A 16,212-nucleotide genomic window follows, 5' to 3' on the forward strand; every position below is an offset into this window, starting at 1 on the left:
ATGCAGACCCTGACCCAGTCCGAGCACGTCGTCGCACTGAATCCGGCCTCCGATCAGCGCAACCGCGCCAGATTCGACGAATACCTAGCGGTGATCGAAAAGGCTTGGGCGCCGGATGCGTTCAACCACCACGGCGAGTCCTACCAGGCACCATATCCGGCCGAGGGGATCCGCGACTGGGCGCTCGCAGACTGGACACGCACCTACGGGAGCGCCGGCGAAGTCGACGACGACGGCACCGTCCGCAAGATCGGCGTCGTCCCGAAACCACTGGAAGTCCCGAAGATCTTCATTCCGAACACGTTCTCGCAGCAGACCGCGATCGACTCCGCTCGGCACGGCCGCACCTTGGTCCTGGCGGCGGGAAACCGCGATCGAGCCCGCGAGACCGCCCTGCTCTACCGCGAGACCGCCCACGCGGCAGGCCGGGACCTGCGCATCGGGGAGAATTTCGGCATGCTGGTCAAGATCGCCTTCGGCGACACCTTCCAGCAGGCATTCGACTACGCCGTGCGCACATACGGGTTCTGGTACCAGAACTTCTTCCAGAAGTTCGGCTTCACCGAAGTGTTCCGCACCGCTGCCGACGACCCCACCCGGCCATTCGATCTCGGCGACGCACGGGCCCTGACCCAGCGAATGATCGACAGCGGCCAACTGCTGTGCGGGACCGCCGAACAAGTGCACGATCAGGTCGCCGAAGTCGCGAGTGTCTACGGCGGCGGCGCGCTGGACTGGCTGATCTACGAGACCTGGGGCCAGTCACTGCCCGACAGCGAACGCATCGACGCCCACCACTACCAGCTGAAGGCCTACGCCGAACACGTCATGCCGGCTTTTCGCTGACATACGACCGTTCCCGAATCTCCGAGCACGATGAAGGACGACCGATCATGGACAAACCCGACCTCACCATGATGTTCGTGGTGCACAACGCGTTTCGCCGCGATCTCGCCCGGATGCGGGCGGCCGCGGCACACGCCGACGATCCGGATACCCGCCACGCACTACGCACCGGATGGGAAACATTCACCCGCTACCTGACCGTGCACCACACCGCCGAGGATCGGTTGCTCTGGCCGCCGATGCACGCCGCGCTCGGCGACCAGCACCAGGATGTGAAGCTGCTGGCGACCATGGCCGACGAGCACACCCGGCTGGATCCGCTGATGGACCAGATCAGCACGGTATTGCCGCAGGGTTCACCCGCGCGTCTGGGAGCGCTTTTCGACGAACTCGCCGCCACTCTGACCGATCACCTCGACCACGAGGAGTCCGCCGCATTGCCGCTGGTCCAGCAGACACTCACGGCAGGCCAATGGCAGCATTTCACCGACCTGCAACGCCGCAGCGTCGGCATCCGTGGCGTGGCATGGTTCTTCCCGTGGCTGCTGGACGACGCCTCACGGGAGACTCGAACCGCCGTACTCACCTTGGTCCCGCCGCCCGTGCGAGTACTCCACCGCCTGATCTGGGAACCCCGCTATCGACGCCGGTCACCCTGGAGGCGATGACGTCGGTGCGGTGAGCCATCCTCGCAGCGCGTGGGGCCGTGCAGCGCTGGCGGCAGTGTTTTGCGCTGTTCATCGGCGGAATCGACTGGCCGGAAGTCGATCTCGGGTGAGGTTGCTCCCGGTCTTCCGGTCGGGTTGATCTTGCCCGTGTTTTCCGGCATCAGCGGTTGAGAGGAACTGGCTGACGATGACCACCGGCCCGAGCGGGTTCGGTGTTCCTGCAATGCCGGAAACGAACAAAGCCGCAGGTCTCGACCTGCGGCTTTGTCATCGAGTGGAGCTAAGGGGACTCGAACCCCTGACCCCCACATTACGAGAACTCATGACTACCACAGACAACTACGAACGACTCGACTGTCGGAAAAATATCACCTGACCAGCTCATACGACGACAATCGACTACTCAGGACTATCGAACACACATACGGTAGATCGCCACGTTGGTGGAATTTGTTGGGACTTAGTTGGGAGCATCCTGCGGCTGGCATCGGCGTGTCCAATACGTGACACGCCATGACTTTCCACCATTGGTTAACCCTCCGCTATGCGGACCGAGTTTCTCACCTGGTTGCCGGGCGGCGGCAGGCAGCGGTCAATGCGGGTAGGTGCGGCGGTTTGGTTGTGACAGCCGATGGCGACTTCGCCGGTGTAAGCAATGGGTAAGGCTGCACCATCGGTTTGAAGGTGGCCCGCGCAACGTGGACTCACCGAGACCAGGCAGCACACCGGCTTTGCAACGGCGGGATGGAGCACAGCTCGCAGGGTCAATATCTCAGTTACACACTCCCAAAATCCTCGCCTTGGGAAGTTAGAATGGCGCCGGGTGATACCGAACCCACCTGAATCACGTTGGGCGAGAACCGGGATGGTGGTCGTATAGATGGATCCTGATGACAACCCGCTGAAGCTCAAGCAACCGACTGGCACGTTCGCTTGCCAATGGTTGATCCCTGACCCAAGTTCGGGTGCATTCCGAAGTTGCACGGGTGAGGTTGACCTCCGTAGCGAGGAACAACCCGAGGGCCGAATTTCCGATGTTATACCAGGCATTACCCAAGGCGGCTTTCCGCAAAGGCTGCACTTCGAACGTCTTCGCGGAGAGATGGCCACTGGAGCGGAAATTTTGCTCCTTGATGTGACCATTGAAGCCTTCGGCCTGTGGGGCTTCCCTGGATTCCGGTTCCCCGAGGGAAATGCAACCATCTTCGCGGCCGTCGCGCTGGTCGGGCGCGAAGTGGAAAAATTGAATGATTCGAAAATAAAAGCCATCAAAGTTCAAATTTCGAACATCGACAGAATATCCGCCAGCGCTCCAATAGTGAGCACAACTTTCCCGAATAGACTTCGCGACGATGTGGAGAATCGCTTTTCGGCACAAGTCAGATCCGGCGGATGTGAATGGTCCGACGAAACCGCCACGATGACAATCGATTACATTTTCGCCGCGACAGTCACCGGTGGGTATGAATTTGGAGTGCGCTGCACTCCAATAATAATGATTAGCCTCAATAGGCCCGAGGAAGTTCTACAAGCCTACAACAACTGGGTGCGGACACTCTTCCGAGTAATATCGGTTCTCACCGGCCGCCAAGAACAAGTTACATACCTTGAGGTTCAACCAGATGGCGATGGAGACCCCTACTTCTGCCAGGTATTCGCTTCGCCAATCTCGCAATCCCCCTACTTCCCGCCGAAAGGACGCCTGCCTAAACGAGAGGACTCAGCACTCAAGGTAGATCGCGACAACGTATCCCTCCTTGAACTGGTCAAGAAATGGCAAATATTGGAGGATGAACAGAATCCGCTAGTGTATACGTACGACCCCTATTCCCTGGGCGCCGATCAGCATCCGAGGGCGCGCTTCCTTCTTCTAATCCAAGCACTCGAAGGCATCTCGAATCGAGAAAATATACTTAACGACAGGCTCGCCTCCTTCCAGAAAACCAGAAATGAAGTAATAAGCGCGTGCATGAAATTTCTGACCGGTAAATACCGCAAATTCGCCAAGTCGCAGTTTAAAATGTCACCGATCAGCTTGGATGATCGGTTGAAAGAAATGTTCGCATTGTTGCCGGTAAATCCGGCTCCTGCTCTACGTGCATCCTCCCTGGTAACTAAAGTATGCGAAGAACGCGAGGTGTCGATGGAAGCTGCCTTAAGAATAATCAGGAACGACCTGGCCCACGGAAATAGGACATACGACTATCGGGAACTAGCGGAGGTTGCCAGAACCCTTCAATCAGTAGTGCGAGCCCATGCTCTGCGCATCTTGGATCTGAGTCCAGAAATCCAATCGAATGTTCTTGACTTCGACGATAGATGATCCACAAAGTTCGGAAGGTAGATTTGGCCTCCCGCCTGACGTTGGGCCGTATCAGCTATGGCAAGCCCCGAAGGGTCGCGGCAGCGCTACGTCGTAGAGCTCGACAGCGCCCGCCCTTGACTCGGCTGGGCGTCGGGCGAGTGATGGTGGTGTCGGGAATCCCTGGCCCCATCTTTCCGCGCCCGGCTGCAGCGGAGCGAGGAGCGACGCACATCGGCGGGGTGACATCTTCATCACGTACTTCCCGATTCACACCGCCAATGCGGTGTGATGCGGAACTTCACCCCGGTCGATGCCTATTCCAGGATAGGCGGTCTGACCTGCGGAAATCGCGTCTCGCCTAGTTGTCTACCGGACATTTTGCGATGTAGGTGATTTGAGTCCATAGCCAATGGAAGACCCGGCTCGCAGCGACAGCGCTACGGCCGGGCCTTTACCCGCGGAGCCGGAAGGACCCGCCTTCATGACGAGTGGCCTGGTTGTGGATCAAGATTCCTATCGCTGTCGTCGGCGTCATACAGGAGCTTGCCCGCAATCAATGAATGAAGGGATCGTGCTGAAACTGAATAGGATGCGTCGCCGCGCCGCTGCGGTATCATAAAGAAATTTTCATATAGTTCCTCCCCAGCTGCCGTCCCCTCCACGATGAAAGGTCGGGCACGCTCAGACTGCGGAGGGACGTAGACATATAACAATTCGCCCCGCGAAGCCTTGCACACGGAAATTTCAAGATCTGTAATCGGCGGAAATACTCGTTGGTCGATCGTCTTTCTATAGCGTTCGATGATCTTACCCGGTAGAGTCGTCGGTACCAATTTCTCGATCCGGTCGCCGCCACCGCTGTTACGCGTCCGCATCCCGATTACGAGCAGACCTCCACCCGGACTATTGGCGAACTGAGCAACATCTTTTGCAAGCTCGATCCGCTGAGAATGTTTGGTCAGATCGTAAAGTTGCGACTTGGCGTCCAACCATGAATTCTCCAGTAGCCCCACCAACAGCTCGGGGACACCTCCTGTGAGCGCGCGTCGGGCCGACCCCAGATCGACGACACGTCTCGGATTCTCGAGATCGACCAACCGGGCGATGCCATCGAATAAATCGAATAGTTCATGAAATTCGTACTCAACATGTTCGACATAAAATTCAATACACCAGACGTACTCATATTCGGTGTATCTGATGGTTGAAAACTCCAATCCGTCCGTAAAGTTTCTCTCTATAATATTCTTCGCGAGTAAGACCGCACTATGCGATGGCTCCCCGGCGGGACAAATGACTTCCATCGCGATTTCAATTCGACCGAAATTCACCGCCTTAAAGTTCAAGACACCCCAGCGAAATTCTTCCCCGCCATAGACTCCAACTCCGATATAATCGGCTCCTTGGAGGCCTTCGCGAAACGCGTTAATCAGTTCGTCCACGCGGAATTTTGCAATGTTGCTAGGATTGGTAAATTCTTCCAGCTGCAATGTCGGGAAATCATCACCCGTAACGACGACGAATCGGTGATCGTCGGACAGTTCAGCGCGAATAGGCATGCCGAACATCCTCCCAAAAGGACCGACACAGCACTACCGGTTTAGGTCATGACACAGCCGGTCCGATACCCACACGAGATCGGGACCAGCGCCATGAGGACTACAGCTGGTACTTGGTTGACCGCGTGCCGCACGATGACGGGCAGCCGAGCACTCGGTAAGCACCCTTGCTTTTCAATGACCGCCGTAACCGATATGCCTTCGCACAGCTTGCCTGGCGCTGGAGGCCTTGGTCGTCGGCGGGACCACGGGGGGTTAGATGGCAAGCCCCGAAGGGGTGCGGCAGTACTTTGGAGCGGTTCGCCGATGATTTGGGCACCTGATCAACTCCGCGGTGGGTTGTGCGTGGGCCGGTGAGGTAGTTCGGTCACCATCCTGGTTCTGCGCCGGGGTGCCCGCCCGGGAGCGGAGCGGGAGGGCGGGCACCCCGGGCGGCGCGCGCATGCGCGCCGCTCTTGATTCTGTAGAGGGAAATTCGGCAAGTTTTCATACTTGGGTTTTCCGGCTTCTTTTTCTTCTTTTCTTTCTCTTCCGGGGGCTCCCAAATTCTTCTCACTCTTCTACATGAACCCATCAAGCCTGCGGGACAACAGATTTCGCGGGACTGATCGGATTCCCCGCACATCCAGCGACGCATCCCGGCAGGCACTACGGCGCAAGGCTCCAGGAGTGGGGCGGCGAATCCGGCACGACGGGGAACTCACGCGTGCCGGGATCAGGTGACGAAGGCCCCCTCGCCTCAAGATCTGTTCTGGAACCGGGGCCTCTGTTCGTAGGGAAGAGTCCCTTTGCAGCTGGTGCTGGGAGCCTGGATCAGGTCGGTTGCAGCATGATCGCGCGCCCGGTCCAACTGGCCCAGAACCGTCGCGCCGGGACCTCCGAATGCTCGGCACCCCATCGGGACGGGTCGGCGAATCCCGCGATGGTGTCACCGTCGCGATCTGCCTCGCCGGTAAACACGATCAGGTGCCCGCCCTTGCGGCCGTCTTCAGGCAGTTGCCACGTGCAGGAGATGATGCTGGGTATGCCGTCAGCGGCCATACTCTGAAGTGTGGAGCGGTCGACCGCTTCGGCAGTACCGGCGAGGCCGTGCCGTGTGGCCAGCGCGACCAGTCCGGCGTGTGTCCAGCCCACCCCGGTGGCATACGCGTTGGTGTCCAACCCCTCTCGGAGTAGTTCACGCTGTAGCGGCACCGGCAGGCCATGGAACTGGAGCAGCATTCGCAGGCACGCAATGCCGCAACACCGATCACCCCATGTCTGTGGGCCGCCATCGGGCCATGGGAAACCAGAGTCGTCGGTTTCGTCGTCGGTGAAGTGTTGCGGGAACCGGTGGACATCCAGCGGAAGGCGGTGCAATCTCACTCCGTTCGATCCGGGGTAGCCCGCTCAATGTAGGGCAACGCCGCCTCGAGTTGGGGCGAGGGGCCGCGTTGCTGCTCAACAAGCGATCGGAGCGCCCACGGAGGACGAACTCCGTTCTCGATCGCATCCGCAAGCAGCATCAGGATCAGCTCCCGGTATCCGATTCCGACCGCGTGGGCCGCAACGGGCAGGTTGCTGTGCCGCTGCACACCCGGAGTCGTGTTCACCTCTAACGCGTATGCGACACCAGCCGTATCGACCATGTAGTCGATACGGATCGCGCCACGGCACTGAAGGAATCCGTATACCGCCAGCGCACCGAAGGACATCGCGTCGAGGGTGGCCGATGCCAGATCATCGGGAACCTGATAGGTAACCGCTGGACCATCGCCGCCGCCGAGCTTGGTTTCCTCGTCGTAGTAATCGCGTTCGGTGAGGACTTCCAACGGCGGCAACGCTTTCGGCCCGGTCGGGGTGCCGAGCACCGCAACTGTCATCGCACGACCGACGACGAACTCCTCGAGGAAGAATCGGCGAAATCCGCGTTCACGGAATCGGTGCGCCGCGTTGGCGGCTTCGGTCAGTGTCTCGACTCGTTGCAGCCCGACGCTGGAGCCGCCGTCGACCGCTTTGAGCATCGCGGGCATCGGGAACGCCGGGATCGCCGATTCCGTGATCAGTCCGGAGTCGCGCAGTGTCGGGATGCCGACGTATTTGAACACCGCCTTCGAGGCCAGCTTGTCCGCACCGATACCGCCCGCGAGAACACCCGACGACGTGTAGGGCACGTGCAGGTAGTCCAGCAGACCTTGAAGACGGCCGTCCTCACCCCAGGGGCCGTGGACGTTCACGTATGCGACGTCGAACGTGCGGACCCGCTCGACGAAATCGGCGGCGGTCGGGTCGAGGTGTTCGGCGTCGATACCGGACTCGGTGAGGGTTTCCATGATCGCAGTCAGCGACCATTTCTCGTGCGGTGTGTTGCGAATGTAGACGCGATCCTCTTCTGAGACCGGCCCGTACAGGACTGCGACGCGCACGCCCTTCAAATTCGCGGGGACGTTGATCATGTCGGGCTCCTTCGGGATGGCTGAGGGTGGTCTCTGGAACACAGGTCCGAGCCGCGCCGGTTAGAGAGCAACCCGCGGCCAATCGTGGAAGAGACACTCGAATACGTTGTGTAGGTGGGTTATTCGGCCAAGCGGGTGCCCGCACTCCTGGGACCGCACTCTTCGGGCGCGATCACGGTTGCCCGCCCGAACGCGGCACAATTCCAGCCGGAGTCACCAGATCGCACGCCAACGCAACTGCCTTCGCGTGTCCGCCGAAGTGGGCGAGGTCGGGGGTTAAGATGGCGGAAGCTCCTGCCTTGCATACGGTTTCGACTACCAGTGTCGTCGGCATGTAGGTGTCGGTACCGATGGTGAGCAGTCCGGCTAGTTCGTAGCCTTGGCGCTGTGCCAGATGTCTGATTACCTGCTCGTATCGTTGCCGATCCGATCCGGTGATTTCGAGCAGCAGCAGGCCGATTGCCTTGGGTTGCATGGAGAGTCCTTCGCTCGCGTTCGCGGTTCCTACCCGGTCACGGCGTTTCGGTGTCGACGACGCTGATAGGCGTGATCGTGGGGGCGTCCGCTTTGTCCAGGTCTGAGTCCGAGTCGGATATCCACCCGTCCTCGTCAACCCACATCATCGAGCCGTCCGCGCGCTGAAATATCGGACGGCTATCCACGGGGGCACGGTCGAGTTTCTTGTGAGTGTCCTCATGGAAGGCAGCGAGCAGCGCCCGCACCGATGGAGCGATATCCGTTCGTGTGGAACGCAATTCGGTCATCTGCTAGCCGCCTACGCCCGGCGACGGGAGATCCGCCGGATTGAGTAAGGCGGCCCAGTAGTCCTCGCGTACCGCGTCCCACAGGTCGCCATGCTCGGAAAGCAGCTCGCGGGCGTCGACCAAATCCGGGTATGTGTCGAACATGATCGTTCCGGGCTGCGCGTCGGGCGGCTTGGTCAGCGATGGCGGGCGGTAGGCGGTGAATGCTTCGGTGGTGAGCTGCACGCGCAGTATGCGGGCAGCGCGGTTGACGAGCTGCCACACTGCGAGCTTCCCGGGTATCGCGTTGGTGTGCAATGGATTTCGGTTAACCGCGCCTCCTCGAGCCGTTCTGTATCGGCCCACTCGTAGCCTTCGAGGTAACGCTCCATCAGTTCGATCCGTGAAAGGCGCACAGCCGCGTGCAACGTGCAGTCGGCGAGGTTGACGCCGACCCTGCACATCAACGGCCCGAGCCAAGAGCCAAGGGCAACAACGACATTCACCCATGAGCGGCCCGCCGTTGCGCGGGTGGACGCTGACCTGAGCGTGTCCGTATCGCGTCGACCACGACCAGACCAGACGGGCGGAACGTGCACCGGGGCGGTTCGACCCAGCGCCGGAACATCCCGCCGCGATCCGTTGGGGATGGCAATGCGATGGTTCCTCCGGCGCGCACCACCGAGACGTTGAGCCGGAACATTTCTGCGAACAGGCTGTCGTCGTCGGGGAGATCTGGCCTCACAAGGTAGGTCCAACGACCGGAGCGCGGATGCGACAGGATCGGGCCGATATCTGCCTGTCGGCGCTGCATGTCGACCTTGACCGCCTGACCGAGTGGGGCGGGCATCATCAGTGCAAGCACATATTCGGCGTTCATGACGATGCGTCCGAGGTGGGGCGGGTCGATATTCGCGGGAAGATCGCACACGCGCCGGTAGTAGGTGCAGCGTGATACGGGCGTGTCGCCAAATGCTATGTGGTCCATCGGATTAGACCTCTTGGTCGCGGTGGTCTGTGCGGCTCTGCTCGGTCGTATCCCACTCGCGTAGGGCGTCTGCGAAGCGCTCGACCACATCGGCGGGAAAGTCGACGGCGACGGCGACGGGCGGACCAATGAGCGGTATCCGGCGCGGTAGTTGTCGTTCTGGGTTGAGCATGGTGCCCCTTTCGCGTTCGCTCCCTGCGCAATTCGATTCATGAGCACCCGACGCCGGATGCTTTCGCCAAGGCCAAACGATGCTGCTGGGCTTGATGCCGGGACGTGGGTCCGGCGTCGCCCGGTGTCGAGTGCTCTGTCAGACTCCGCCCTGACGCGACCGCTTGGGAACGCCGGGAATAGGGAGGTCTGGGGGAGGTTCGAGGGAGGGCGCACCCGTTCGGCGGCTATCGCGCCATCTAGGTGAAATGATTTGAGGAAGTTGCCGAACGAGGGGAGGGCGGGCGGTGTCCGAACCGAATCACCAGCTGAGCGCCGCGCGGACTCGGATCCGCTCCGCGACGACCGGGCACGCGCTGACGCGGGCCGAACTCGCGGACGCGGTGAACGCGTGGGTGTATCGGCAGACCGGACGGGTGGTCCAGCTGTCCGGCAATTACGTGGGCAAGCTCGAACGCGGTGTCTTCCGCTGGCCGAACGCCGATTTCCGGGCAGGGCTGCGGGCAGTGCTCGGTGTCGCGACGGATGCCGAACTCGGTTTTCGGCCCGCCGAGCGCGGTAGCGATGTGGTTAGCATGGGGGCATCTACGAATGACCCGCCGATGTTCCTGCCGAGCGCAGGGAAAGAGGTAGATGACGTGCTCCGCCGGACCTTCCTGCTCAGCGCGTCAGCAGCTGGCGTAGGCGCAGTGCTCGGCTTGGAATCAGCGCGCCATGGACTCAACCGCGCGATGTCGGATGGGGTGTCGGTCGATCTCGACGACTGGCGTGAGGTGGTACGGGAATACGGATCCGCGTACGTCACGCACACTGCGGACGAACTGCACGAAATGCTGTTGGTAGATGTGCTGGGCCTGCAGATGGCGCTGAGTCTGTCATCGGGCGACGGGGCGAGACTCGAGCTGTACAAAATCGGCGCGTTGCTGAGCCAGTACATGGCGCAAGCGATCGGTGACCGTGGACAGCGGCGTGAGGCTATGCGCTGGTGGCGTACCGCCCGCAAGGCAGCTGACCTTTCGGGAGATCTGCACGCGATGGCATACATCCGGGGTCGTAAGGCAATCCGCGCCATCTATGACGGTGAGTCCCCGCACGTCATCATCGAGAACATTGCAGAAGCCGACCATCTCATTGCCAACGGCCCGATTATCGGGCGTCCGAGCCTGCTCGCTGCTCGCGCGCAGTCACACGCCCTCCTCGGCAACGCCGACGATGCCGAGGTGTCGTTGACTGCACTACGAGAGACGTTCGCCGCGTTGCCTTCCGCGGTAACCAGCGATCACGGCTGGCACTGCTGGGCTTACCCTGAGGAACGAGTCAGGTTCGCGGAAAGCTTCGTGTACTCCCATCTCGGTGAGACCGAAAAGGCCGAGAAAGCGCAGTCAGCAGCGCTTGCCCTATACCCGCCGAATAGTCGTCGTGGACCCGTGCAGATCGAGTTACAGCGCGCGCTGTGCCTGGTGCGTAGCGGCGACCCGTGCGGGGGAACCGCCTACGCGACAACAACTTTGGATGACCTTCCGACCGAGCACCGTACTCGCTTCGTTATGGGCTTGGGGGAACAGGTGCTTGCCGCAGTGCCGCCTGATCAACGGCGCACACCGACAGCCCGCGAGCTGCATGAACTCCTGCGCGACGATGCCTTCGGTGCACAGCGGGCGATCGAACAATGAAGGCCGACGCCGATAACAGCCCGTTGAGTACCGAACGCCACGATGCCGCCGCGACGCTCGGGCTGGCTGACGAACTCAAGGCGGTGTATCTCGCCTCGCATCGCGAGCAGCAAGCCGACCCGTGGTACAGCCCCGCGAGGTTCTGGGAGCGGTTGGAAGAACTGTACGCACCAATCCCGAGTTTCGAGCTTGTCACCGGACGAGTTGGCGGCCGGATGGTCGGTTACGCATTCGGGACCCGGTACGGCCGACCGCAAGCGGTATGGGACAAGGCAGTTCGCATTTACCCCGAGCTTGCGGTTGAAACGTCTGGCCTGGTGTATATCTTCCGCGAGTTTGCCGTTCACCCCGACTATCAGGGACACGGATATGCACGAATCATCCACGATGCGTTGCTATCCGGACACCCTGAGCCGTTGGCCTATCTACTCGTCCGGGTCGGCAATCCAGCTAAAGCCGCTTACGAGTCCTGGGGTTGGCGAGTGATCGGGCAAGACCAGCCGTTTCCCGATTCGCCGGTGATGGACGAGATGGCCAAGCTGATGCGGTGATCGCGCACTGTCGTTTGCCACCCCCGTTGTGGGACCACCACGTTGCCAGTTGTGGGACACCGACGGCAGTACAGAAGTGGAACAGGTTATCGCGCAATCGATTGGCGAACGCTGCGTTCTCGAACGACCGACATGAGGCACTACGGTGCGTTTTGTCTTCCCGGTCGGTTTGTTCCGAAGCGGGCGAGATAGTGCCAGACTTTCTTCAATGACTGGGGATCGTATTCGCGTGACTGCGCGGCCTTGCCGAGGAGGTACGCGTCCAGTACGCCGTTCACCGCGATCGAAATACCCAGGTCTACGTATTGAACCCCGCGATACCCGGGGTACCGGAGCAGACAATCGACGCTGAGGTGAAATCCGTTGTGCCACTCGACAGCACACGGAAGCCTCCGTGCGGCGGCCTCGATGCTGGTTCCATGGTGGCTGGGATCGAGCACGATCGCCTCGACATCCCGATCGAGCCGGACGGGCCCGTGGATGTGCGCCTCGATGTAGGTATCGAGCATGTCAGTGTCGGCGTCTGCCTCGGCCAGTGCGATAAGACTCATACGTGATGTCACGCCGAAATTCGATGGGTTCAGATGGCTGTCGGGGTAGCAGAATGTCGCGCGGTCCAACACTGCCGCGGTCAATCGCAAATGTGCTGATCCGAACCGCGGCGCGGCGCCGAATGGCAAGTTTCGGAAGTTCAGCGCACCGTAGACCGGGCGATGTTCGACTGGTGCTTGGTCATAGGCACCGCCAAACATCCGGCTCTCCCACTGCCAACGGTCGCCACCGGGATACGCGGTCAGGCCGCCGTTGCTAGTTCCCGTGACGAATTGCGAGCGGTAAAACCCATCATCGACCAGGGCTTCAATAATGAGCCGGTCCCCGACCAGCCAATCGGGATGAAAGTTCACTGTCACCGGTACCGAGGAGTCCAACGAGCGCCCCTGAGACTGTGTGGCGACATACTCCACGGCCCGCGTTGCGCTTACGAAAGAGCGGTCACCATACACATGCACAGTCTGCTCGAGGATCGGATGTACGCAACTCGACATGTCCGAGCGTTCAGCTGTCGTCGCCAGGATCGGTCCGCACAACGGATCTGGATCATGTTCTCTCAGTGGATCACCTGCAGTCGGTGTCCCACGACTGGTGGCACGACCGGCGCAAATTCGATGTGGGGCCTTGCTTTCGGTCGCAAGATCAGGATCATGGAGGTTGGGAGAATCAGCAGACGGCGTGGGCACGAGACGAAAGGATGGAACGGATCGTGCCGCTGTCGCATGCATTTTGGAACGGCAGTGATCACCTGTGCGTAGGTGGTCCCGGTTCGTCGTGGCGTGAGAGTTTCCGTGTCGCTGAGGGATTCGCGATACGTAATCGCGGCTGGGCCGCGAACTCTATTGCCTTACTTGATATTTCATCATTGTGCACGCATCGGGCGGTAGTTAGGCCGCCCTAATGGACAATAACGTTGTCACTTGGGGCTCTGGACATTGAGGGGTCGCTGTGGTGACGATGGAATGTTGATCAATGAGAGGCAGGTGAAGAGTATTCGATGATGTGAGCATCGGCTGAGCCGAACGGTTTTCGTGCTGTCCCCCCGCGCCAACGAGGGGACAGCGTGAACGAAACACACTCCTAGAAGGCATACGGGTAGTAGCCCAGCCTTTCGGAGTCCCCATTTCATCCAGTGCAGAAACGGCGGTCTCTGCTGTGTTCAGAGTAGTGCATTCCCGCGTGTTGGAACACCGATCATCGGGTTCTTGCGGCGAATTCGCAACAACCTGGGGCTGTGTTCGGCCGATCGGTGGCCGTGGTGCGCGGGGGTGTGTCGGCGGTCGTGACCCGCCTGTTTCCGCTGCTCACCGCATGTGTGAGCCCTCCCATCAGCGGTTGCGGTGTGCGACCGCGTCCAGGCTGCCGCCGTGGTGCGGGGCCAACTCGAGAATCCGATTTATCACAGATGAAAGGTGGCCGTCGTGGCCAACGACAACAAGTCCGACATTCGCAGAAACTTTCGATACGCCGTGGAGTTCACGGAGTTCTTCGCTGCTGGGCTGTATCAGATCGGGGATGTCCGCCCCGATCTGGAATACACGGGCAACCCGGACCGTCCGGGACCGCAGAAGCGGGACGAACACACGGGGCAGCTGGTGTGGAAGATTCCGGTCACCGACCCGAATGAACCCAACCCTCGCCGCGCCAGCTACGAGGTTCTGCTGTTGTCGGATACAGAACCCGAACCCACCACCCAAGAGATCGCGCCGGGTATGCGGCCGATCGCGTTGGCGGGGTTGACTGTTCAGCCGCGTGTGGGTGGGCAGAACGAGTTCAAATATCTGACCTACACCGTGCGGGCGAGCGGGTATGCGACCCCGCCGGGGTCCGGTAATCGGTCGGCGGGTGGATCGGGTGCGGGTAAGTCCCCGGCCTGACCCTGATCGCTGACCGCTGTTTCTCGTGTGGCGGGTCGGCTCGCCGCGATGGAAGCCGACCCGCCCTAACCCCACCTACGAGCCGTATGAGGCTGTGGGGCAACAACATTCGATAATGCCAACCGAAAGAGGTTGATAGGCAAATGGTTCGTTCCGCAGAGTATGAGAAGCCCCCGGCGCGTCCGCCGACGATCATGGATGATCTCGGGCAAGGGCTGATGTATCTGCTCGAGGCGCTGATGCTGGTGCTGGCGCATCTGTTGTGGTGGGCAGCGTTGTTCCCGATGATCTCGCTACCGCTCGTGGCGACGGGCGCGACGGCATGGTGGCTGGGCTGGCTGTTCGGTGCCGGTGTCGCCGCGCTATCGGTCGCCTCGTGGGTGATCTGGTGGGCCTGGTGGCCTGTCTCGTGGCGGCGGTGGGTATGGGGTCGGATGACCTCGCGCTATCTGTCGTGGAAGCGCTACAGGCGGCGCTGGAAGACACTGACCGCGATCCACGGGTTGACCAAGATTCTCGACAACGGGGTCCAGACTCCCGCATTGGTGAAGATCACCATCGGCGATACCGCCGATGAACTGCTGGTCAAGCTGGTGGGCGGTCAAACGGTGCAGACGTGGGCCAAGCAGTCTGATGCGTTGCGCCACGCCTTCGGTGTGGTCGGGGTCCGGGTCCGCAACGCCGAATCGGGGTTCGTGCGCCTTCAGGTCATCCACACCGATCGGTTGATCGATCCCATCCCGCTGCCTCGGGTGGCACCGAAAACCGTTGACCTGGAAGCGCTCACGATCGGGCTGACCGAACTCGGGGAACCGTGGCGGATTCGTCTGCTCGGCAATCAAGTCCTCGTCGCCGGAAAGATGGGCTCGGGCAAAGGGTCGGTGGTGTGGTCGTTGATCGCCGCACTCGGCCCAGCGATCCGGGACGGAAGCGTGGTGCTGTGGCTGGTTGATCCCAAGGGAGGCATGGAGTACGGGGCAGCTCGGCAGTGGTTCGCACGCTTCGCCTACGACAACGGTCCCATGGCGCTCGAGCTGTTGCGTGACGCTGCGGCGTTGGTGCAGTCCCGGGGCGTGCTCTACATGCCCAAGGCCGAACGCAAGATCACCCCAACCGTGGCCGAACCCCTGGTCGTGGTGATCATCGATGAGGCCGCGAGCCTGACCGCCTACTACAGCGACCGCAAGATCAAAGACGAGATCACACGGTTGATGGGCATCGTGCTCACGCAATCCCGGGCGGTGGCAGTGCCGATGGTCGGAGCCCTACAAGACCCATCCAAAGACGTGCTCGAACTCCGGCAGCTCTACCCCTACCGGATCGGTTTGCGAATGAGCGAGCCGACACAACCGAACATGCTGTTCGGCCAGAGTGGGCGGGACCGGGGCGCGCTGTGCGATGAGATACCGGAAACCACTCCGGGGGTGGCCTATGTCGAGCACGAGACATCGGTGGAAATCACCAGGGTTCGAGCCTATTGGGTGACCGATGACGATATCGAGTGGATCATGCGCGCCTATCCACCACTGCCACGCCACCCCGACGGCACACCCCGACTCGACGACAATCCCGAGCAGCAATGAACACTCAGACTCTCCCATAGGCGATCAACACCCCGGTGATCGGGGAAACACCACATCCCGACAAGATAGGTAGCCTGGAATAAGCCGCGCCGGGCAACAGCACGAAACACCCTCTGCGAGCGGCATTCTCATTCAGCGCGGGTAGCGCATCCTCAATCTTTCGATACAGCGCGGGTAGCGCCCAGTGGCAGCCGAACCGGCGGGGTCACGTAATTTCTGAAACCTGTTCCGGCAGTTGAATTTCGTTCACGACACGGCACC

16 protein-coding genes are annotated in these 16,212 nt (G+C 60.9%); 7 read left to right on the plus strand and 9 right to left on the minus strand.

The annotated features are described in order from the left end of the window. The 3 genes from ON44_RS24630 to ON44_RS24640 form a co-directional block, all read left to right on the plus strand. Positions 1 to 846: LLM class flavin-dependent oxidoreductase (locus tag ON44_RS24630; RefSeq protein ID WP_040694214.1), on the plus strand; the 846-nt coding region annotated here is incomplete at its 5' end. 47 nt (positions 847 to 893) lie between these two features. Then, positions 894 to 1,514: a hemerythrin domain-containing protein gene (locus ON44_RS24635; RefSeq protein WP_040694217.1), complete on the plus strand. Its 621-nt coding sequence runs from the start codon at positions 894 to 896 to the stop codon at positions 1,512 to 1,514. Between the two features lie 880 nt (positions 1,515 to 2,394). Further along, the gene (locus tag ON44_RS24640; RefSeq protein WP_157187289.1) at positions 2,395 to 3,837 is read left to right on the plus strand and encodes a HEPN domain-containing protein; all 1,443 of its coding nucleotides are present in this window, start codon (positions 2,395 to 2,397) and stop codon (positions 3,835 to 3,837) included. A gap of 461 nt (positions 3,838 to 4,298) precedes the next feature. Here ON44_RS24640 and ON44_RS24645 read toward each other — a convergent pair whose 3' ends face one another. The 8 genes from ON44_RS24645 to ON44_RS50445 form a co-directional block, all read right to left on the minus strand. Next, complete coding sequence (locus tag ON44_RS24645; protein ID WP_157187290.1) at positions 4,299 to 5,378, minus strand: AlbA family DNA-binding domain-containing protein; 1,080 nt, start codon at positions 5,376 to 5,378, stop codon at positions 4,299 to 4,301. A gap of 813 nt (positions 5,379 to 6,191) precedes the next feature. Continuing rightward, positions 6,192 to 6,743: a cysteine peptidase family C39 domain-containing protein gene (locus ON44_RS24650; RefSeq protein ID WP_083898117.1), complete on the minus strand. Its 552-nt coding sequence runs from the start codon at positions 6,741 to 6,743 to the stop codon at positions 6,192 to 6,194. After that, positions 6,740 to 7,813, minus strand: coding sequence for a D-alanine--D-alanine ligase family protein (locus ON44_RS24655; protein ID WP_051182402.1), 1,074 nt, complete (start codon positions 7,811 to 7,813; stop codon positions 6,740 to 6,742). Before ON44_RS24655 ends, ON44_RS24650 begins: the two co-directional genes overlap by 4 nt. Before the next feature lie 172 nt (positions 7,814 to 7,985). Further along, the gene (locus tag ON44_RS24660; protein ID WP_040694223.1) at positions 7,986 to 8,288 is read right to left on the minus strand and encodes a hypothetical protein; all 303 of its coding nucleotides are present in this window, start codon (positions 8,286 to 8,288) and stop codon (positions 7,986 to 7,988) included. A 37-nt stretch (positions 8,289 to 8,325) separates the two neighbouring features. Further along, positions 8,326 to 8,577, minus strand: a complete 252-nt coding sequence (locus ON44_RS24665) for a hypothetical protein (protein ID WP_157187291.1) — start codon at positions 8,575 to 8,577, stop codon at positions 8,326 to 8,328. Positions 8,578 to 8,580: 3 nt separating this feature from the next. After that, positions 8,581 to 8,841: a hypothetical protein gene (locus tag ON44_RS24670; RefSeq protein ID WP_157187292.1), complete on the minus strand. Its 261-nt coding sequence runs from the start codon at positions 8,839 to 8,841 to the stop codon at positions 8,581 to 8,583. A gap of 217 nt (positions 8,842 to 9,058) precedes the next feature. Next, complete coding sequence (locus tag ON44_RS24675; RefSeq protein ID WP_245567318.1) at positions 9,059 to 9,487, minus strand: DNA-directed RNA polymerase subunit beta; 429 nt, start codon at positions 9,485 to 9,487, stop codon at positions 9,059 to 9,061. Between the two features lie 61 nt (positions 9,488 to 9,548). After that, positions 9,549 to 9,716: a hypothetical protein gene (locus ON44_RS50445; protein ID WP_157187293.1), complete on the minus strand. Its 168-nt coding sequence runs from the start codon at positions 9,714 to 9,716 to the stop codon at positions 9,549 to 9,551. Between the two features lie 286 nt (positions 9,717 to 10,002). Here ON44_RS50445 and ON44_RS24680 point away from each other — a divergent pair, with 286 nt between their 5' ends. Beyond that, complete coding sequence (locus ON44_RS24680) at positions 10,003 to 11,388, plus strand: NsdA family TPR-like regulatory protein (protein WP_040694228.1); 1,386 nt, start codon at positions 10,003 to 10,005, stop codon at positions 11,386 to 11,388. Continuing rightward, positions 11,385 to 11,939, plus strand: a complete 555-nt coding sequence (locus ON44_RS24685; protein WP_040694231.1) for a GNAT family N-acetyltransferase — start codon at positions 11,385 to 11,387, stop codon at positions 11,937 to 11,939. The genes ON44_RS24680 and ON44_RS24685 overlap by 4 nt, the downstream gene beginning before the upstream one ends. Positions 11,940 to 12,079: 140 nt before the next feature. On the opposite strand, the gene ON44_RS24690 is transcribed toward ON44_RS24685, so the two are convergent. Continuing rightward, a complete protein-coding gene (locus ON44_RS24690) occupies positions 12,080 to 12,868 on the minus strand; it encodes a DUF3626 domain-containing protein (RefSeq protein ID WP_245567319.1) in 789 nt (262 codons plus the stop codon). 1,044 nt (positions 12,869 to 13,912) lie between these two features. Between ON44_RS24690 and ON44_RS24695 the strand changes: the two genes are divergently transcribed. Together ON44_RS24695 and ON44_RS24700 are read left to right on the plus strand one after the other, a co-directional pair. Further along, a complete protein-coding gene (locus tag ON44_RS24695) occupies positions 13,913 to 14,368 on the plus strand; it encodes a hypothetical protein (RefSeq protein WP_051182442.1) in 456 nt (151 codons plus the stop codon). 143 nt (positions 14,369 to 14,511) lie between these two features. Continuing rightward, positions 14,512 to 15,951: an FtsK/SpoIIIE domain-containing protein gene (locus ON44_RS24700; RefSeq protein ID WP_051182404.1), complete on the plus strand. Its 1,440-nt coding sequence runs from the start codon at positions 14,512 to 14,514 to the stop codon at positions 15,949 to 15,951. Positions 15,952 to 16,212 lie beyond the last annotated feature (261 nt).

This window comes from Nocardia vinacea NBRC 16497, assembly GCF_000308835.1.
Lineage (GTDB): Bacteria > Actinomycetota > Actinomycetes > Mycobacteriales > Mycobacteriaceae > Nocardia > Nocardia vinacea.